The organism is Pseudomonas paraglycinae (assembly GCF_021601625.1).
GTDB lineage: Bacteria > Pseudomonadota > Gammaproteobacteria > Pseudomonadales > Pseudomonadaceae > Aquipseudomonas > Aquipseudomonas paraglycinae.
On the sequence record NZ_BQHR01000005.1, the window covers coordinates 111,402 to 128,176 of the forward strand.

A 16,775-nucleotide genomic window follows, 5' to 3' on the forward strand; every position below is an offset into this window, starting at 1 on the left:
CCGGCAATTGCCGGGGCTTGAAAGGGTCGCTGTCAGTCGACCAGTTTGGCGGCCAGGGCCTTGACCTGATCCAGGTCACCCTTGGCCACTTTGGTCACACCGGCGCCGTATTCCGGATCCGCCTTATAAAGGAAGGACAGCATGATGTGCTTGCTCTCGTCATCGGCGCCCGCCAGCGAACCGCCAAAGCTTTCGATCAGATCCTGGCGTTCCTTCTTGCTGAACGAGCGATACAGATCACCGGCCTGTTTGAAGTTCTGTTCGCGCTGGATCTTCGCCTGTTGCGTGCTGCCCTGCAGCGCGGTCTGGCTGTATCGCGCAGCCGGGGTCTCTTCACGCGGCTGCAGACGGCTTGGCTCATAGTTGATGCCCGAGGTGCTCGCACCGGCATTCATCGCGCCATCCTGATTGCCATTGTTGACGGCGGTTTTGGCGGCATTGATCGGCAATTGCAGGGCGTTGGCGCCAAGGCGATACATCTGGGTGTCGGCATAGGCAAATATCCGGCCCTGCAGCAGACGGTCTTCCGAGGGCTCGATGCCCGGAACAACATTTGAGGGAGCCATGGCCACTTGTTCGGTTTCCTGGAAAACATTCGCAGGATTGCGGTTCAAGACCATTTGTCCAACTTTTCGCTCCGGAACACCTGGCCAGATCTTGGTTGCATCAAGTGGATCGAAATCAAACTTCGACAAGTCTTGCGGATTCAAGACTTGGATGTACAAGTCCCACTTGGGAAAATTGCCTTTGTTAATATTTGTTACTAAATCGTGAGTCATGTGACTGTAATCCCGGCCCTGAACTTGCACAACTTGTTGCGGATCGAGATTCTTGATGCCTTGCAAACTTTTCCAGTGAAACTTCACGTAATGGACTTCGCCTTTGGCATTGACCAACTTGTAGGCGTGCACACTATTGCCATCCATCTCCCGATAACTGGCCGGGGTTCCCGAGTTGGAATACAGCTCAGTCAAAGTACGGGTGGCTTCCGGTACATGAGAGAAGAAGTCGAATCGGCGCGAGTCATCGTCAAGGTTGGTGCGAGGATCGGGCTTGAAGGCATGCACCATGTCCGGGAACTTGATCGCATCACGGATGAAAAACGTCGGGAAGTTATTGCCCACCAGATCCCAATTGCCGTCGGCGGTGTAGAACTTGGTCGCGAAACCTCGAGGGTCACGCAGGGTTTCCGGAGAGTGATTGCCGTGAACCACCGCCGAGAAACGCACGAACACCGGCGTGACCTGGCCGGCGGTAAACACCTTGGCCTTGCTCAGATCGCTCAGATCGTTGGTCGCAGTGAACGTACCATGGGCACCAGTGCCTCGGGCATGCACAACGCGTTCGGGAATGCGCTCGCGGTCGAAGCGTTGCAGCTTCTGGATCAGTTGCACGTCCTGCAACAGTACCGGGCCGTTGGCGCCGGCGGTTTGCGAGTTCTGGTTGTCGCCGACCGCCGCACCGTTGTCACGGGTCAGCGGCGCGGCATTCACGGAAAGGGTCAACAGGCTGGCGGCCAATACACCAACGGTGCGACGGGGAGTAATCCCTGAGCCAAGTGTGGAATTCATTTCAGGTTCCTCTGTTTTTTTGAGGCGCATCCAGGTGCGCCAGACAGAGGCTAGAAGCTCGATTCGCCAAACCTAAATAGAAAGATCACAACGCCGTGATTGAATATTTTTTCTTCGGAATCAGCGGCTTGAGGCGTATTCCGCGCGCGATTAGTGGCACTTTGCAAACTAATTGCGAAATGGTGTGTCGATAAAAACAGGCTTTGTAAGAAGGTGTTACGCGCAGGACGCGTTATGCTGATTTACACTGCGTACACCAAACTCATCTGTAACAAGGAAATAACTATGGGCGTGCTCAGCGAGTTCAAGGCCTTCGCGGTCAAAGGCAATGTGGTCGACATGGCCGTCGGTATCATCATCGGCGCGGCCTTCGGCAAAATCGTTTCGTCGTTTGTCGGCGACGTGATCATGCCGCCCATCGGCCTTCTGATCGGCGGCGTGGACTTCAGTGACCTTGCCATCACGCTGAAAGCTGCCGAGGGCACTGCCCCTGCGGTGGTGCTGGCCTACGGCAAATTCATCCAGAGCGTTCTTGACTTCGTGATCGTCGCCTTCGCGATTTTCATGGGCGTCAAAGCCATCAACCGCCTCAAGCGCGAAGAAGCCGTGGCGCCTACCTTGCCGCCGGTACCGACCAAGGAAGAAGAACTGCTGGGCGAGATCCGCGATCTGCTCAAGGCCCAGAACAACCGGCCTTGAAGATTGAAACGGCGCCTGAGGGCGCCGTTTTCTTACCAGTAGTTTTCCACCGCCACCTGTCCCGGGCGCCGGGTCAGACTCAAGGCCATGCCGCGTTGCTTGAGCAAGGCCCGGGTGTCGTCGATCATCTGCGGATTACCGCAGAGCATGACCCGCGAATGCTCCGGGGTCAGCTCGACGCCTGCCATCCTCTCCAGCTCGCCATTCTCGATCAGCGTCGTGATGCGTCCGTTGAGGGCGCCGGCATAAGGCTCGCGGGTGACCACCGGAATGAACTGGAATTTATGCGCATATTCAGCCAGGTAGTCACGCTGAGTCAGCTCGGCAATCAGCGGTTGATAAGCCAGTTCCCGAGCCTCCCGCACGCTGTAGACCAGGATGATTCGCTCAAACTTTTCCCAGACCTCGAAGTCCTGCAGGATCGAAAGAAACGGTGCCACCCCCGTACCTGTGGATAGCAGCCAGAGATCCCGACCATCGACAAAACGGTCCAGCGTCAGATAACCAAAGGCCTGACGCTCGATCAGCAAGGTATCCCCTGCTTTCAGCCGGCTCAGTTCGCTGGTGAACTCACCGCCCGGCACTACGATGGAAAAAAATTCGAGAAACTCATCGAACGGCGAAGACACCATCGAGTAGGCGCGCCACACCGTACTGCCGTCCGGGCGCGTCACGCCAATCCGCGCGAATTGCCCGGCGCGGAAGCGGAAACCGGCATCCCGCGTGGTACGCAGGGTGAACAGGTTCGGGGTCAGCGGTTGCACATCGAGTAATGTCTGGCGGCTGAATTTTTCGCTGCTGGCGGTCATCGGTTCACTCCATCAACAATAATTCGATTGTTACGCATAATTGCACAATGAAACACCGATAGTTTGTGATGGAATCTCAAAGTGCCACTAGTTTTAAAACTCTAAAATAGTCAACCTGAAGTCAGAATTATTTAAATGATCTCCCACATATAAAGACTTGTTCAGAGATATTCCAAATAGGAGCACTTACCAAGAACAAAAAAATCCAAACACTTTTGTAGGAAGCGTCCTACACTCGACTCCGTGCCACCACATTGGATCCAATACGGCGCCCCCCGCGGATTATTATTTTGGAGAACACTCAAATGGAAAGGTGGAAGGAGTACCAGATAGAACAGATCACGCGCGCGAAGGAAATCGAGAATGCATTTCCGATTCTGAGCACGTTTGCCAGGAACCTCGGCTTTCAGTTTTGTGGCATTAAAGTTTCCCGGCCTGGCTTCCCGTCATTCAACGCGTTCCATATCAATAACTTCACAACGGCGTGGAACGACGAATACGAAAAAACTTACGCAAAGGACGACCCGATAACAGCCTATTGCGATGGCTCCATGCTGCCGTTTCTCTGGAGCAGGAAAGCCTTCTCGAAGGCTCCGCTGATGTGGAGTGCGCTTCAAAATCACGGGATGGAACATGGTTGGTCGCAGTCATATCACGATGAGAAAAATGACTTGTGCTGCACAATCAGCCTGGCCCGAACCCACTGCGAAATTTTTGCCCTGGAGCTGTACAACGAGTACGGCGTATTGCAATACGTCTTGCAGCATTTGTGTGAGTTGTTCCTCATTGCCTGCCCGGCAACGCTGGCCAAGCCTCCGCCTGTGCGATTGTCCACTCGAGAGCTTGAAATCGTAAGGCTGTGCGCCCTTGGCAAAACATCCTGGGAAATCGGCCGGATCCTGAATATCGCTGAAAGCACCGTGAACTATCACACCAAGAACCTGATCACCAAATTCAACGCCTGCAACAAGATGTCAGCCGTCATCGCCGCCGCCAAGGCCGGATATCTCTAGGCCGCCCTCTTCCACTGCACTGAAATCAGACGAGTATTACCAACAAAAAAAACGTACCATTTGCAGCCTTCCTGAGTGATGTCGTGAGCATTCACGCCGCTGTCCACTCGGTCGGTTCCGCCGCACGACACCCTGGGCCGCGGGACATCCGTCGATTACCCAGAGTCCCCGCCCCATGCCTTTGCTCGATACGCCCTTCGCCCAGCTTGATCTGATCCGCCAGCCCGAACAGCAGAACGAACCGCTGCAAGCCTTCGATGCGGCCGACGAATACCTGCTCAATCATCTGGCCGAACAGAATCTGCCGGCGAATACCCGAGTATTGGTGCTCAACGACAGTTTCGGCGCATTGGCCATCAGCCTCTCGGGCAAGGTGCAGGTCAGCACCAGCGGTGATTCGTTCCTGGCGTTTCAGGGGCTGGAAAAGAACCTGCTGCGTAACGGTCAGGCATTCGATGCGCTGCGCGGTATTCCCGCCAGCGAGCCCTTGGTCGGGCCGTTCGACCGGGTGCTGATCCGCGTCCCGAAAACCCTGGCACTCCTGGAAGAGCAACTGATTCGCTTGCAGGGTCAATTGGCACCTGGCGCTCAGGTGGTAGCAGCGGCGATGGTCAAGCATTTGCCTCGTGCCGCAGGTGACCTGCTGGAACGCTACATCGGCCCGGTTCAGGCTTCGCTGGCTGTGAAAAAGGCCCGATTGCTGATCGCCACGCCCGAGGCCAAGGCACCCGCCGTTTCGCCCTACCCGACCCGCTATCGTCTTGACGAGCCGGCCATCGAACTGCTCAACCACGCGAACGTGTTCTGCCGTGAAGGGCTGGACATCGGCACCCGCGCCTTCCTTCCGCACCTGCCGAAAAACCTCGGTTCGGCACGAGTCGCAGACCTCGGCTGCGGTAACGGCGTTCTGGCCATCGCCAGCGCCCTGCAAAATCCTGAAGCGCATTACACGCTGGTGGACGAATCGTTCATGGCCGTGCAATCGGCGGCCGAAAACTGGCGCGCGGCGCTGGGCGAACGTGAAGTGATCGTACGCGCCGGCGACGGTCTGGCCGGCCAGGAAGCGCAATCGCTGGACGTAGTCTTGTGCAACCCGCCATTCCACCAGCAACAGGTGGTCGGCGATTTCCTTGCCTGGCGCATGTTCCAGCAGGCCCGCGAAGCGCTGGTGGTAGGTGGCGCGCTGTACATCGTCGGCAACCGTCACCTGGGCTATCACAGCAAACTGGCGCGACTGTTCCGCGGTGTCGAGCAAGTCGCGGCTACGCCGAAGTTCGTGATCCTCAAGGCGCGCAAATAATCCGGGCAAAAAAAAACCCTCCGGTCGGAGGGTCAAAAATCCGTGCCGCAAGGCAGCGGGATGGGAAGTCTCAGTGCGTGGTCAGACCTGCGGCGTTCATGAACATACGCATCAGGCTGGCGACGATGAACAAAGCACCGACGCTGCCGACCCAGATCATGGCCAACCAGCCGAGCCGCTGCCACAGCGGCTTTTTTTCGGCTTCTTCAATGTCGTGCAGGGAATGTTTGCCAGTCATTTTCTTTAAACCTCTTCAAGATGGATGGCGCCGCTACCGACGCCATCGCGAGCAAGCTCGCTCCCACAGGTTTTTGCTTAGTGATAACCGTCTTCGTGGGTCACCTTGCCGCGGAACACGTAGTAGCTCCAGAAGGTGTAACCCAGGATGAACGGGATGATGAACAGCGTGCCCACCAGCATGAAGCCCTGGCTTTGCGGCGGTGCGGCGGCGTCCCAGATCGAGATCGACGGCGGTACGATGTTCGGCCACAGGCTGATGCCCAGACCGCTGTAGCCGAGGAAGATCAGCACCAGGGTCAGCAGGAACGGCATGTAATTGGCATTACGTGCCACCGCGCGAATCAGACCGTACATCGTCACCAGCACCAGAATCGGCACCGGCATGAACCAGAACAGATTCGGCATGCTGAACCAGCGCGTCGCAATTTCCGGGTGGGCCAGTGGCGTCCACAGACTGACGACACCGATCACCGCCAACAGCACGAAGGCCAGAGGACGCGCCAGGTCATGCATCTGTTCCTGAAGCTTGCCTTCGGTCTTCATGATCAGCCAGGTACAGCCGAGCAAGGCATACGCCACAACCAGCGCGGCGCCGCAGAACAGCGTGAACGGCGTCAGCCAGTCCAGTGAGCCGCCGGCGTATTGCCGGTTGACCACGGGCAAGCCGTCGATGAACGCACCAAGTGCCACACCCTGGAAGAACGTAGCGGCCACCGAACCACCAATGAACGCCTTGTCCCACAGGTGACGCTTGTCGTCCTTGGCCTTGAAGCGGAACTCGAACGCCACGCCGCGGAAAATCAGCCCGATCAGCATGAAGATCAACGGCAGGTACAGCGCCGACAACACCACCGAATAGGCCAGCGGGAACGCACCGAACAACGCAGCGCCGCCCAGTACCAGCCAGGTTTCATTGCCGTCCCATACCGGGGCGACGGTGTTCATCATCACGTCACGGTCGACTTTGCCTGGGATGAACGGGAAGAGAATCCCGATCCCCAGGTCGAAACCGTCCATGACCACGTACATCATGATCCCGAAGATGATGATCACGGCCCAGATCAGCGGAAGATCAATACCCATGACTCAAATCTCCTTGGTCAGGCTGCGGTCGTGTTCGGCGCCATCGTCGTCGGCAGCGGACAACGGACGGGCCGGCGTGCGTTTCTGGCCAGGACCACCGTCGTTGGTTTCCTTGCCTTCGTCGGTCTTCGGCCCTTTGCGCACCAGACGCATCATGTAGCCCAGACCCGCACCGAACAGCGCGAAATACACCACCACGAACATGATCAGCGTGATGCTCATCTGCATGAAACTGTGGTTGGACGATGCATCCGCCGTGCGCATCAGCCCGTAGACCACCCATGGCTGACGACCGATTTCAGTGGTGAACCAGCCCGCCAGGATCGCGATCAGACCGGACGGCCCCATCCACAGCGCCAGGTACAGGAACGGCCGCGAGGTGTAGAGCGTGTCGCGCTTGCGCAGCCACAGGCTCCAGAGGCCGGTGAAGATCATCAGGAAGCCGAGGCCGACCATGATCCGGAACGACCAGAACACGATGGTCGAATTCGGCCGGTCTTCCGGTGGGAATTCCTTGAGCGCCGGGACTTGCTTGTCCAGCGAGTGCGTCAGGATCAGGCTGCCGAGGTACGGGATCTCGACCGCATACTTGGTTTTCTCTTCCTTCATGTCCGGCCAGCCGAACAGGATCAGCGGCGTCGCTTCGTTGCCATGGTTTTCCCAGTGGCCTTCGATCGCGGCGATTTTCGCCGGCTGATGCTTGAGGGTGTTGAGGCCGTGGAAGTCACCGATGACTGCCTGAATCGGCGCAACGATCAGCGCCATCCACATCGCCATCGACAGCATGGTGCGAATCGCCGGATTGTCCTTGCCGCGCAGCAAGTGCCAGGCCGCCGACGAGCCGACGAAGAAAGCCGTCGCGACGAACGCCGCCGTCGCCATGTGCATCAGGCGATACGGGAACGACGGGTTGAAGATGATTGCCAGCCAGTCGGTTGGAATGACCTGACCGTTGACGATTTCAAAGCCCTGCGGCGTCTGCATCCAGCTGTTGGAGGCGAGAATCCAGAAGGTCGAAATCAGCGTGCCAATGGCCACCATTACCGTGGAGAAAAAGTGCAGCTTGCGCCCGACCTTGTTCCAGCCGAACAGCATCACGCCAAGGAAACCGGCTTCGAGGAAGAACGCCGTAAGCACTTCATACGTCAGCAACGGGCCGGTGACGGAACCGGCGAAGTCCGAGAAGCGACTCCAGTTGGTGCCGAACTGGTAGGCCATGACCAGTCCCGAGACCACGCCCATGCCGAAGTTGACGGCAAAGATCTTCGACCAGAAATGGTAGAGGTCACGGTAGGTGTCGTTGCCGGTTTTCAGCCACAGGCCTTCCAGCACCGCGAGATAGCTCGCAAGACCGATGGTGATCGCCGGGAACAGGATGTGGAACGAGATGGTGAACGCGAACTGAATTCGGGCGAGATCCAGGGCCTCTAAACCGAACATAAGCTTTCCTCTATCAGATAACGGTTCCAAGACTGGCGGCCTTGGACCACTGCCCCCACGGGTATGGAGTGCGGCGAACTCGGATTCGTTCTTCTTTTTACAGGCATCGCGACGCAGGGAGTCTGCCAACGGGTCACGGATCAGTTCCGCAATGGGTCTTGATCTGGATCAATCAACGTTAAAAGAGTAGTCCCATTTCCGACGGGGAACCGCGTGGTCTTTTGCCGCGTGACAAGTTGCCTCACAGTCATGGCAACGCCCTGAAATACATCCCTGGCCGGGATCGGTGTCCGGGCAGGGAAAAATCGATGTCTGGCTAACTAAATTTTCTGTCATAGCAACTTCCTGTTACAGACTGGTGATAATCTCGCGGTTCCCCTCGATCAAGACCGGCCCGCAAATGCCCAGCCAAGAGCCCTTGCTGTTACGTCATCACCGCCCCTTTCTTGCGTTCTGGTTGGCCCGGATCTTCACCGCCAGCGGTTTTCAGATGCTCACCGTGGCGATCGGCTGGAATCTCTATCAACTGACCGGCAACGTGCTCGACCTGGGTCTGGTCGGACTGGTGGAATTCGCGCCACGCGTATTGTTCATGCTGCACACCGGCCACGTTGCCGATCGCTACGATCGGCGCAAGGTCGCGGCGATCTGCCAGTCGTTGCAGGCCCTGATTGCCCTGGCACTGGCCATCGGCAGCGCCACCGACCATGTCACCCGGGAAATGATCTTTATCCTGGCGTTCCTGCTCGGCGCCGCGCGCTCCTTCGAAATGCCGACCACCCAGGCACTGCTGCCGAGCATCGTGCCCAGTGCGCTGTTCCCGCGTGCCGTCGCCGCCGCACAATCTGCACAGCAATCGGCCACCATCGTCGCCCCGGCGCTCGGCGGTCTGCTTTATGCCTTCGGCAGCGTGTGGGTCTACGGGCCGACGGTGATTCTGTATGTCATCGCCTGCACCTTGATGCTCAACCTGCCCGCACGGCAAACCCCGCTGAACAAGGGCAAGGCGACACTGGATTCGTTGCTGGCGGGGATTCGCTTCATTCGTAGCCGCCCGGACATTCTCGGGGCGATTTCGCTGGATCTGTTCGCCGTGCTGCTCGGCGGCGCCACGGCGCTGTTGCCGGTGTTCGCCAAGGACATTCTGCTGACCGGGCCGTGGGGGCTGGGATTGCTGCGCTCGGCGCCGGCGGTTGGCGCGCTGATGATGTCGCTGTTCCTGGCGCGGTTTGCCGTCGAGCGAAACGTCGGTCGAGTGATGTTCACCGCCGTCGGTGTATTCGGCGTGGCAACCATCGCCTTCGGTCTGTCGACCTCGTTCTGGTTCTCCCTGGCGGTACTTGTCGTGCTGGGCGCGGCGGACATGATCAGCATGGTGATCCGCGCCTCGTTCGTGCAACTGGAAACCCCGGACGAAATGCGCGGGCGGGTCAGCGCGGTGAACGGCCTGTTCATCGGCGCCTCGAACCAGTTGGGCGAATTCGAATCCGGCCTGACCGCGCACTGGTTCGGCACCGTGCCGGCGGTGGTGATGGGCGGTATCGGCACACTGGTGGTGACCGGGACCTGGATCAAACTGTTCCCGACCCTGGCCAACCGCGACCGGATGCATGTGCCAGTGGAAGAGGTGAAAGCCTAGCTACACGGGCTCCACCAGCGGGGCCATCCCCCAAGCACAAATAGCTCGAAAAGATGCGGTACATAGATACCGCATTGAGTGTAATGTATCGCCTTACACTCGCCGCATGATCAAATCCTTTCAGCACAAAGGCCTTCGCGGCTTCTATGAAACCGGTTCGACTCGCGGGATTCGTGCCGATCACGCTAAACGGCTGTCGCGCATGCTGCAGTTCATGGATCGCGCAGCGGCTCCCGGGGATCTGGACCTTCCCGGTTGGCGTCTGCATCTACTGAAAGGGGAGCTTTGCGAGTACTGGTCACTCAGTGTGTCCGGGAACTGGCGGGTTATCTTTCGATTTGCAGGTTCGGATATCGAACTGATCGACTATCTGGATTACCACTGACAGGAGGCAGGCTCATGCCCATGCACAACCCGCCACACCCCGGTGAAACACTGCTGATGGACGTATTGCCGGAACTTGGCATCAGCGTTACCGAATTGGCTCGGCATCTGGGATTCGCTCGTCCTCATCTATCTCGCGTTTTGCACGGACATGCGCCGATCAGCCCGGATCTGGCCGTGCGACTGGAACGCGCGGGGATTGGCAAGGCTCGCATGTGGCTAGGCGTTCAAACCGATTACGACCTTTGGCAAGCCGAGCACCGTGAGCAGCCAGCCATTCGACCAATCGCTGCTCACGCCTGACCTTCTCAGGCCAGCAACTCCCCCGCCACCTTTGCTCTGGCGGCCTTGCCCGCCAGTTGCTCGACCAGTGTCAGCGCAAACGCAAGCGCGGCGCCGGAGCCCTGGGCGGTGATGCAATTACCGTCGACCACCACCGGTTGATCAACAAATGTGCAACCGGAAAGGTTATGACTGCTGACGGGCAGGCAGGTCATCCGGCGTTGACGTAATACACCGAAGCTTTGCAGAGCGACGGCCGGGGCTTCGGCGATGGCGGCGAACAGTCGTCCGGCACTGGCCTGATCCTTTAGCAGTTGTTGAAGAGGCTGGTGCGCGGCAAGGTGTTGTGCGCCGACCGCACCGCCGGGCAAGACAATCAGGTCGAAGGTCTGGGCCAGCACATCAATGAGCATGCCGTCGGCGGTCAGTCGCGTGCCTCGGGCGCAGGTCAGCATGCGCCGGCCCTCGATGCTGGCCGCCACCACTTCGATGCCGGCGCGGCGCAGCACGTCGATCAGGGTCACGCATTGCAGATCATCGATGCCCTCGGCGAGGGTAATCAGGGCTCTAAAGGTCATGGGCGCCATCCGCTGGGTGATCTTTAAAGCGTAGTCAGCTTTGCCCTGCCCTGTTCGGCGACAGCCGTTACTTGATGTAAAGCTGGGTCGACATCGTGTTGCGCGGGGCGTTGATCGAGGTGTTGCTGAAGGTAAAGGTGCCTTCCTGACGAGTCGCCAGATCGAAGGTGTACAGCGAACCGACGGTTTTCGCGCCCGGCGTGCATTCGGTCAGGTTGCCGTTATCGAAGGCACAGACCGGACTCCGGGTGCCGTTCACTTCAAAGCCGTCCAGTGCAGCCTGAGGCTGGCTCTGGCCGTAGCCGATTTCCAGCACATAGACCTTGATGCCCGGCGCGCTGTGATCGCAACGGGTCTGCACCTGGCCATCGGTAATGTCTTCGAGCCCGCAGGACGACGACTGAACCTTGATGACTTTCACCTCGCTCAATGGCGGTGCCGACGCCGCGAGTACCATCGGTGTACCGGCCAGCCACAAGGCAATCAGTCCAGCGGTCTTCATCCAACCCTTGTTCATGCGATCCATCCCCGAAAAAACAGCGCGCAGTATGGCGTAGTTGGCCGTGGTGCAAAACTTCGCCGACGATCGACACCAACATCCGCCATCTTCCTCACGCTGCTGGTATGATGCGCGGCTTTTTCCGGCCCACCACAATTTTCCAGGCGCTTGCGACGGTCTGTGCTTTGCTGTTGAGGTCGATACATTCACGGCGCCACGCGCGCCACGGGGAGCAGACATGCTGGAAAGGCTGTTTCAACTCAAGGCACACAACACCAACGTGCGGACCGAGATTCTCGCGGGCGTCACGACCTTCCTGGCCATGGCCTACATTCTGTTCGTCAACCCGAGCATCCTCGGCGAGACCGGCATGGACAAAGGCGCGGTGTTCGTCGCCACGTGCCTGGCAGCCGCCATCGGCTCCACGGTCATGGGCCTGATCGCCAACTACCCGATCGCTCTCGCACCGGGCATGGGTCTGAACGCCTTCTTTACCTACACCGTCGTGCTGCACATGGGCCACACCTGGCAAGTGGCGCTGGGCGCGGTGTTCATTTCCGCCGTGTGCTTCTTCCTGCTGTCGATCTTCCGCATCCGTGAATGGATCATCAACAGCATCCCGCTGCCGCTGCGTTCGGCGATTGCCGCCGGTATCGGCCTGTTCCTGGCACTGATCGCCCTGCACAACGCAGGTATCGTGGTCAGTAACCAAGCGACCATGGTCGGCCTCGGTGACCTGAAACAACCGGCCCCGATCCTCGCCACTCTCGGTTTCGCCCTAATCGTTGCCCTTGAAGCCCTGAAAGTGCGCGGCGCAGTGCTGATCGGCATTCTCGCGGTGACCATCGTTTCCATCGTGATGGGCTTCACCCCGTTCGGCGGCGTGACCTCGATGCCACCTTCGCTGGCCCCGACCTTCCTGCAACTGGACATCAAGGGCGCGCTGGACATCGGCCTGGTCAGCGTGATCTTCGCCTTCCTGTTCGTTGACCTGTTCGACAACTCCGGCACCCTGATCGGCGTCGCCAAGCGCGCCGGCCTGATGGGCAAGGACGGCCACATGCCGAAAATGGGCCGTGCACTGATCGCCGACAGTACGGCGGCGATGGCCGGTTCGCTGCTGGGCACCTCGACCACCACCAGCTACATCGAATCCGCTGCGGGCGTGAGTGCCGGGGGCCGCACCGGCCTGACCGCCATCGTCGTCGCGATCCTGTTCCTCCTGGCGTTGTTCTTCTCGCCACTGGCCTCCAGCGTACCGGCCTTCGCCACCGCACCAGCGCTGCTGTTCGTCGCCGTGCTGATGACTTCGGGCCTGGCGGAAATAGACTGGGAAGACATCACCGTCGCCGCGCCGGTCGTGGTCACCGCCCTGGCGATGCCTTTCACCTATTCCATCGCCAACGGCATCGCCTTCGGCTTCATCGCCTGGACTGCAATCAAACTGCTGTCCGGCCGCGCCCGTGAGCTGAACCCGGCGCTGGTGATCCTGTCGATTCTGTTCGTGATCAAGCTGGGTTGGTTCAACGCATGACTTTTGATTCCCAGGCCTACGCCGCACAACTCGAAGACAAGGTCACGCGTTTGCGTGACCTGCTGGCCCCGTTCGATGCACCGGAGCCAACGGTGTTCGACTCGCCGCTGCAGAACTTCCGCCTGCGCGCCGAATTCCGCCTGTGGCGCGAGGGCGGTGAGCGGCATTACGCGATGTTTTCCCAGGACGACAAACGCACGCCGATCCTGATCGAGGAATTCCCGATCGCCAGCCTGCGCATCAACCAGTTGATGCCGCAATTGAAGGCTGCCTGGCAGGCCAGCGCGGCGCTGAGCCACAAGCTGTTCCAGGTGGAGTTTCTGACCACCCTGGCCGGCGACGCGATGATCACTCTGTGCTATCACCGTCCGCTGGACGAGCACTGGCACGCGGCAGCCACCAAACTGGCGGCGGATCTGGGCGTCAGCATCATCGGTCGCTCCAAGGGCAAGCGCGAAGTGCTCGGCCTCGATTACGTGGTCGAGAAACTCGAAGTTGGCGGTCGCACATTCAGCTATCGCCAACCGGAAGGCGCGTTCACCCAACCCAACGGCACCGTGAACCAGAAGATGCTCAACTGGGCATACGAAGCGCTGGGCGATCGCAGCGACGATCTGCTGGAGCTGTACTGCGGCAACGGTAACTTCACCCTGCCGCTGGCAACCCGCGTGCGCAAAGTGCTGGCCACCGAAATCAGCAAGACCTCGGTCAACGCCGCGTTGAGCAACCTCGCCGAAAACGCTGTGGATAACGTCACGCTGGTGCGCCTGTCCGCCGAAGAGCTGACCGAAGCCCTGAACGAAGTTCGCCCGTTCCGTCGCCTGCACGGCATCGACCTGAAAAGCTACGAGTTCGGCAGCGTGTTCGTCGACCCGCCACGGGCCGGCATGGACCCGGACACCTGCGAACTGACCCGTCGCTTCGACAACATCCTGTACATCTCCTGCAACCCGGAGACCCTGGCGGCCAACATCGCCCAGCTGCACGACACGCACCGCATCACGCGCTGTGCGCTGTTCGACCAGTTCCCGTGGACTCACCACATGGAATCCGGCGTGCTGCTGACCCGACGTTGATCGCAAGTGCCAGAAACAAGAAAGCCGTCCTCACCGACGGCTTTTTTGTGCCTGTTCATGGCACGGGATCGATCTTGCGCGGGCGCCCGCCCTTCCTGCCGTTGGCCCGGGCAGCTTCGGCTTTCGCGGTGCTGCTCTGGCGGCCATTGCGCGAAGCGATCACCGAGGCGGCCATGGCCATCAATGGTTGACTGGCCGAGATCATGCCGGCGATGGAAACCTGCAGATCCTTGCCATCATGGCACAGCGCGGTGCCGGCAAAGCCGACGTTCAATCCGCTGAAGTCTTCCGGTTCGAAATCATCGAATTCCCGGTAGAGATTCACTGGCAGCAACACGCCGCTGTTGTCCTCGAAGTGAATCACCAGGCATGGTTTCTGAAAGGCCACCGACACGGCTTGCAGGCTGCTGCGTCGGCGCACGCCGCCACGGTCGACGGCTTCGTCCAGACGTTTTTCCGTGACGGGCCGATCCGCGTGCAAGGCGGCTTTGACTGTTTTCATAGTTCTATTTCCACTCCTTCGTGAGCGCCGACCAGGGCCAACAGGGTTTTGTTGACCTCAGGCTCGTAATACGCAGATCCGATCCTGAAACTCGTGCTGGTGACCTCCCGCAGCACCGCCACCTGATTCGACTGTCCGTCCCACCACTGATTGTCGAGACAAGCGGTGCGCAATCGAGTCCACCAGATCCAGCGGGCCCGCCGCAGATGATCGGTTTCGCGCAGCGACTGGCGCAGCCCTTCAAGCAGACTGACCGGCGGTCGATGCGACAACGGCACCACATCCCACAGTTCGACGCCGTTGTGCCAGAAACTGAATTTGAAGCGGGCGCTCCAGGCGCCTGCATCCACATGTGCGTGGGGCGGACAATGTTCGTCACGCAACATGATCACCACTGACAGTCCTTTGTAACTGCATACCTTCATGCTAACCCATCCGTTAGGTTTAAACGTTTCAACACTTGCCATTCCCTGGCAAATCCGACCATCGGCGCCAACGTCTGCTGTGGCCGTTACCTTTCGAGCCTAGTGCGGGAGCCGAAAAAGCCGCGGGCAAAATGGTAAGCAGTTCTTTCGCACCGGCTGCGCATTTGCTACATACGAAGACTCATTCCCCGGTGTAATCAATCATGCAGCGACACTTCGACGATCTTCAGCTGGGCAGCATCGAGTTGTTTTGCCTGGCCGCCGAGTGCGGCAGTTTCACCGGCGCGGCGCAGGCGGCTTCGGTGACGCCGGCAGCGGTGAGCCGCTCGGTATCACGCATGGAAGAACGCCTGGGCGTGCGGCTGTTTGCACGCACCACCCGCAGCGTGAAACTGACCGATAGCGGCCGTCGCTATTACGAAGAATGCAGCCAAGCGCTGGCTCAACTGGTCGAGGCGCAACGGGAAGTCATGGGCCAGCAGCAGGAACCGTCCGGCATCCTGCGTATCAGTATTCCTACGACTTACGCCCATCACCGGATCCTGCCGCTGCTGCCGGCCTTTCGCGCGCGATTCCCGCAGGTGAAGGTCGACATGCACATCAGCAACCGCAACATCGACTTCGTCGGCGAGGGCTACGACATGGCGATCCGCGTGCGGGCGATTCCCGATTCGGGTTTGATCGCCCGGCATCTGGAAGATGCGGCGCTGGTGATGGTTGCCAGCCCCGATTACCTGAAACGCGCCGGTACGCCGCAGACCCTCGAAGACCTCGAACAGCACGAGTGCATTCAGTACGAATTACCCAGCAGTGGGCGGCGGATCACCTGGCTGTTTTACGACGAAGACGCGCCACGGGAAATCCTCGCCGAGGGCAATTTCTGCTGCTCGGACGATGTGCTCGGTGGCGTGACCCTGGCCAGGCACGGTGCCGGGTTATTCCAGACTTATCGCTTCATCGTCGAAAAAGAACTGGCCGACGGCTCGCTGATAGAAGTGCTCAAACCCTACAACGGGCGCTCGCGACCGTTCACGCTGCTGTACCCGCAGAATCGCCACATGCCGCTGCGGGTCAGGGCTTTCATCGATTTTCTGGTCGAGAAGTTGCCGCACTGAATTGCACCAGTGTGCGATCACCGCACACAAAACCGGGCTGTCGATGCAGAGCAATTGATTAAAGTAACCATCTAGTACAATTTAACTCCACAGGTCGAAACCCTCGGCCCAAGCCAAAAACAATAAGTGGAGTTTGCCCCCATGCCCCCTATCGTTCTGGTGCTCAACGGCCCGAACCTGAACCTGCTCGGCACCCGTGAACCGGCGACCTACGGTCACGAAACCCTGGCCGACATTTCTGCCCTGTGCGGGCGCGCCGCCGAAGAGTTCGGCCTGGCCGTGGAGTTTCGCCAGACCAACCACGAAGGCGAACTGCTCGACTGGATTCACGGCGCCCGTCAGCGCTGCGCCGGCATCGTGATCAACCCAGCCGCCTGGACTCACACCTCGGTCGCGATCCGCGACGCTCTGGTCGCCAGCGAATTGCCGGTGATCGAAGTGCACCTGTCCAACGTCCACGCCCGCGAGCCGTTCCGTCACCATTCGTTCGTCTCGGCCATCGCCACAGCCGTGATGTGCGGCTTCGGCAGCCACGGCTATCGCCTGGCCCTGGAACATTTCAGCCAGCGGCTGAAGGGGTGATCCG

19 protein-coding genes are annotated in these 16,775 nt (G+C 59.4%); 10 read left to right on the forward strand and 9 right to left on the reverse strand.

What is annotated here, in order from left to right; translation table 11 throughout:
• Positions 1-32: 32 nt before the first annotated feature.
• Positions 33-1,571, reverse strand: coding sequence for a catalase KatB (katB, locus tag L6D82_RS09215; protein WP_236188803.1), 1,539 nt, complete (start codon positions 1,569-1,571; stop codon positions 33-35).
• A 285-nt stretch (positions 1,572-1,856) separates the two neighbouring features.
• Here katB and mscL point away from each other — a divergent pair, with 285 nt between their 5' ends.
• A complete protein-coding gene (mscL, locus tag L6D82_RS09220) occupies positions 1,857-2,270 on the forward strand; it encodes a large-conductance mechanosensitive channel protein MscL (RefSeq protein WP_085608712.1) in 414 nt (137 codons plus the stop codon).
• A 32-nt stretch (positions 2,271-2,302) separates the two neighbouring features.
• On the opposite strand, the gene L6D82_RS09225 is transcribed toward mscL, so the two are convergent.
• Positions 2,303-3,079, reverse strand: coding sequence for a ferredoxin--NADP reductase (locus L6D82_RS09225; protein WP_085747699.1), 777 nt, complete (start codon positions 3,077-3,079; stop codon positions 2,303-2,305).
• A gap of 305 nt (positions 3,080-3,384) precedes the next feature.
• Here L6D82_RS09225 and L6D82_RS09230 point away from each other — a divergent pair, with 305 nt between their 5' ends.
• A complete protein-coding gene (locus L6D82_RS09230; RefSeq protein WP_236188804.1) occupies positions 3,385-4,092 on the forward strand; it encodes a LuxR C-terminal-related transcriptional regulator in 708 nt (235 codons plus the stop codon).
• Positions 4,093-4,267: 175 nt separating this feature from the next.
• Complete coding sequence (locus L6D82_RS09235) at positions 4,268-5,392, forward strand: methyltransferase (RefSeq protein WP_236188806.1); 1,125 nt, start codon at positions 4,268-4,270, stop codon at positions 5,390-5,392.
• A gap of 70 nt (positions 5,393-5,462) precedes the next feature.
• Here the strand turns inward: L6D82_RS09235 and L6D82_RS09240 are convergent, their stop codons facing one another.
• The 3 genes from L6D82_RS09240 to L6D82_RS09250 all read right to left on the reverse strand — a co-directional run bounded on the left by L6D82_RS09240 (position 5,463) and on the right by L6D82_RS09250 (position 8,155).
• Positions 5,463-5,630 carry a DUF2474 domain-containing protein gene (locus L6D82_RS09240; protein WP_007950992.1) on the reverse strand — a complete coding sequence of 56 codons (168 nt, stop codon included), beginning with the start codon at positions 5,628-5,630 and terminating at the stop codon, positions 5,463-5,465.
• Positions 5,631-5,707: 77 nt separating this feature from the next.
• On the reverse strand, positions 5,708-6,715 hold the full coding sequence (gene cydB / locus L6D82_RS09245) for a cytochrome d ubiquinol oxidase subunit II (protein WP_085747696.1): 1,008 nt from the start codon (positions 6,713-6,715) through the stop codon (positions 5,708-5,710).
• A 3-nt stretch (positions 6,716-6,718) separates the two neighbouring features.
• The gene (locus L6D82_RS09250; protein ID WP_102686333.1) at positions 6,719-8,155 is read right to left on the reverse strand and encodes a cytochrome ubiquinol oxidase subunit I; all 1,437 of its coding nucleotides are present in this window, start codon (positions 8,153-8,155) and stop codon (positions 6,719-6,721) included.
• A gap of 400 nt (positions 8,156-8,555) precedes the next feature.
• Here L6D82_RS09250 and L6D82_RS09255 point away from each other — a divergent pair, with 400 nt between their 5' ends.
• The 3 genes from L6D82_RS09255 to L6D82_RS09265 all read left to right on the forward strand — a co-directional run bounded on the left by L6D82_RS09255 (position 8,556) and on the right by L6D82_RS09265 (position 10,481).
• Positions 8,556-9,794 (forward strand): MFS transporter, encoded by a 1,239-nt coding sequence (locus L6D82_RS09255; RefSeq protein WP_102686334.1) that lies wholly within the window; start codon positions 8,556-8,558, stop codon positions 9,792-9,794.
• Positions 9,795-9,900: 106 nt separating this feature from the next.
• Positions 9,901-10,179: a type II toxin-antitoxin system RelE/ParE family toxin gene (locus L6D82_RS09260; protein WP_236188809.1), complete on the forward strand. Its 279-nt coding sequence runs from the start codon at positions 9,901-9,903 to the stop codon at positions 10,177-10,179.
• A gap of 14 nt (positions 10,180-10,193) precedes the next feature.
• A complete protein-coding gene (locus L6D82_RS09265; protein ID WP_085747692.1) occupies positions 10,194-10,481 on the forward strand; it encodes a HigA family addiction module antitoxin in 288 nt (95 codons plus the stop codon).
• Between the two features lie 5 nt (positions 10,482-10,486).
• Here L6D82_RS09265 and L6D82_RS09270 read toward each other — a convergent pair whose 3' ends face one another.
• Together L6D82_RS09270 and L6D82_RS09275 are read right to left on the reverse strand one after the other, a co-directional pair.
• Positions 10,487-11,038 carry a DJ-1 family glyoxalase III gene (locus L6D82_RS09270; protein ID WP_085747765.1) on the reverse strand — a complete coding sequence of 184 codons (552 nt, stop codon included), beginning with the start codon at positions 11,036-11,038 and terminating at the stop codon, positions 10,487-10,489.
• A gap of 67 nt (positions 11,039-11,105) precedes the next feature.
• On the reverse strand, positions 11,106-11,555 hold the full coding sequence (locus tag L6D82_RS09275) for a DUF4879 domain-containing protein (RefSeq protein ID WP_236188812.1): 450 nt from the start codon (positions 11,553-11,555) through the stop codon (positions 11,106-11,108).
• Between the two features lie 220 nt (positions 11,556-11,775).
• Here L6D82_RS09275 and L6D82_RS09280 point away from each other — a divergent pair, with 220 nt between their 5' ends.
• Positions 11,776-13,071 (forward strand): NCS2 family permease, encoded by a 1,296-nt coding sequence (locus L6D82_RS09280; RefSeq protein WP_085608719.1) that lies wholly within the window; start codon positions 11,776-11,778, stop codon positions 13,069-13,071.
• Positions 13,068-14,147 carry a tRNA (uridine(54)-C5)-methyltransferase TrmA gene (gene trmA, locus L6D82_RS09285; protein ID WP_127800028.1) on the forward strand — a complete coding sequence of 360 codons (1,080 nt, stop codon included), beginning with the start codon at positions 13,068-13,070 and terminating at the stop codon, positions 14,145-14,147. Before L6D82_RS09280 ends, trmA begins: the two co-directional genes overlap by 4 nt.
• A gap of 55 nt (positions 14,148-14,202) precedes the next feature.
• On the opposite strand, the gene L6D82_RS09290 is transcribed toward trmA, so the two are convergent.
• The gene (locus tag L6D82_RS09290; RefSeq protein WP_085747689.1) at positions 14,203-14,649 is read right to left on the reverse strand and encodes a hypothetical protein; all 447 of its coding nucleotides are present in this window, start codon (positions 14,647-14,649) and stop codon (positions 14,203-14,205) included.
• Positions 14,646-15,074, reverse strand: coding sequence for a DUF4160 domain-containing protein (locus L6D82_RS09295; RefSeq protein ID WP_085747688.1), 429 nt, complete (start codon positions 15,072-15,074; stop codon positions 14,646-14,648). Before L6D82_RS09295 ends, L6D82_RS09290 begins: the two co-directional genes overlap by 4 nt.
• Before the next feature lie 203 nt (positions 15,075-15,277).
• Here L6D82_RS09295 and L6D82_RS09300 point away from each other — a divergent pair, with 203 nt between their 5' ends.
• Both L6D82_RS09300 and aroQ read left to right on the forward strand, forming a co-directional pair.
• Positions 15,278-16,189, forward strand: coding sequence for a LysR family transcriptional regulator (locus L6D82_RS09300; protein WP_102686336.1), 912 nt, complete (start codon positions 15,278-15,280; stop codon positions 16,187-16,189).
• Between the two features lie 141 nt (positions 16,190-16,330).
• Complete coding sequence (gene aroQ / locus L6D82_RS09305; RefSeq protein ID WP_011336043.1) at positions 16,331-16,771, forward strand: type II 3-dehydroquinate dehydratase; 441 nt, start codon at positions 16,331-16,333, stop codon at positions 16,769-16,771.
• Positions 16,772-16,775: the final 4 nt, after the last annotated feature.

Coding starts and splice junctions, on each gene's coding strand:
- mscL (WP_085608712.1), top strand. CDS start 1,857: ATGGGCGTGCTCAGCGAGTTCAAGGCCTTCGCGGTCAAAGGCAATGTG.
- aroQ (WP_011336043.1), top strand. CDS start 16,331: ATGCCCCCTATCGTTCTGGTGCTCAACGGCCCGAACCTGAACCTGCTC.
- cydB (WP_085747696.1), bottom strand. CDS start 6,715: ATGGGTATTGATCTTCCGCTGATCTGGGCCGTGATCATCATCTTCGGG.
- L6D82_RS09275 (WP_236188812.1), bottom strand. CDS start 11,555: ATGAACAAGGGTTGGATGAAGACCGCTGGACTGATTGCCTTGTGGCTG.
- L6D82_RS09270 (WP_085747765.1), bottom strand. CDS start 11,038: ATGACCTTTAGAGCCCTGATTACCCTCGCCGAGGGCATCGATGATCTG.
- L6D82_RS09300 (WP_102686336.1), top strand. CDS start 15,278: ATGCAGCGACACTTCGACGATCTTCAGCTGGGCAGCATCGAGTTGTTT.
- L6D82_RS09235 (WP_236188806.1), top strand. CDS start 4,268: ATGCCTTTGCTCGATACGCCCTTCGCCCAGCTTGATCTGATCCGCCAG.
- L6D82_RS09225 (WP_085747699.1), bottom strand. CDS start 3,079: ATGACCGCCAGCAGCGAAAAATTCAGCCGCCAGACATTACTCGATGTG.
- L6D82_RS09295 (WP_085747688.1), bottom strand. CDS start 15,074: ATGAAGGTATGCAGTTACAAAGGACTGTCAGTGGTGATCATGTTGCGT.
- katB (WP_236188803.1), bottom strand. CDS start 1,571: ATGAATTCCACACTTGGCTCAGGGATTACTCCCCGTCGCACCGTTGGT.
- trmA (WP_127800028.1), top strand. CDS start 13,068: ATGACTTTTGATTCCCAGGCCTACGCCGCACAACTCGAAGACAAGGTC.
- L6D82_RS09255 (WP_102686334.1), top strand. CDS start 8,556: ATGCCCAGCCAAGAGCCCTTGCTGTTACGTCATCACCGCCCCTTTCTT.
- L6D82_RS09230 (WP_236188804.1), top strand. CDS start 3,385: ATGGAAAGGTGGAAGGAGTACCAGATAGAACAGATCACGCGCGCGAAG.
- L6D82_RS09240 (WP_007950992.1), bottom strand. CDS start 5,630: ATGACTGGCAAACATTCCCTGCACGACATTGAAGAAGCCGAAAAAAAG.
- L6D82_RS09290 (WP_085747689.1), bottom strand. CDS start 14,649: ATGAAAACAGTCAAAGCCGCCTTGCACGCGGATCGGCCCGTCACGGAA.
- L6D82_RS09280 (WP_085608719.1), top strand. CDS start 11,776: ATGCTGGAAAGGCTGTTTCAACTCAAGGCACACAACACCAACGTGCGG.
- L6D82_RS09265 (WP_085747692.1), top strand. CDS start 10,194: ATGCCCATGCACAACCCGCCACACCCCGGTGAAACACTGCTGATGGAC.
- L6D82_RS09250 (WP_102686333.1), bottom strand. CDS start 8,155: ATGTTCGGTTTAGAGGCCCTGGATCTCGCCCGAATTCAGTTCGCGTTC.
- L6D82_RS09260 (WP_236188809.1), top strand. CDS start 9,901: ATGATCAAATCCTTTCAGCACAAAGGCCTTCGCGGCTTCTATGAAACC.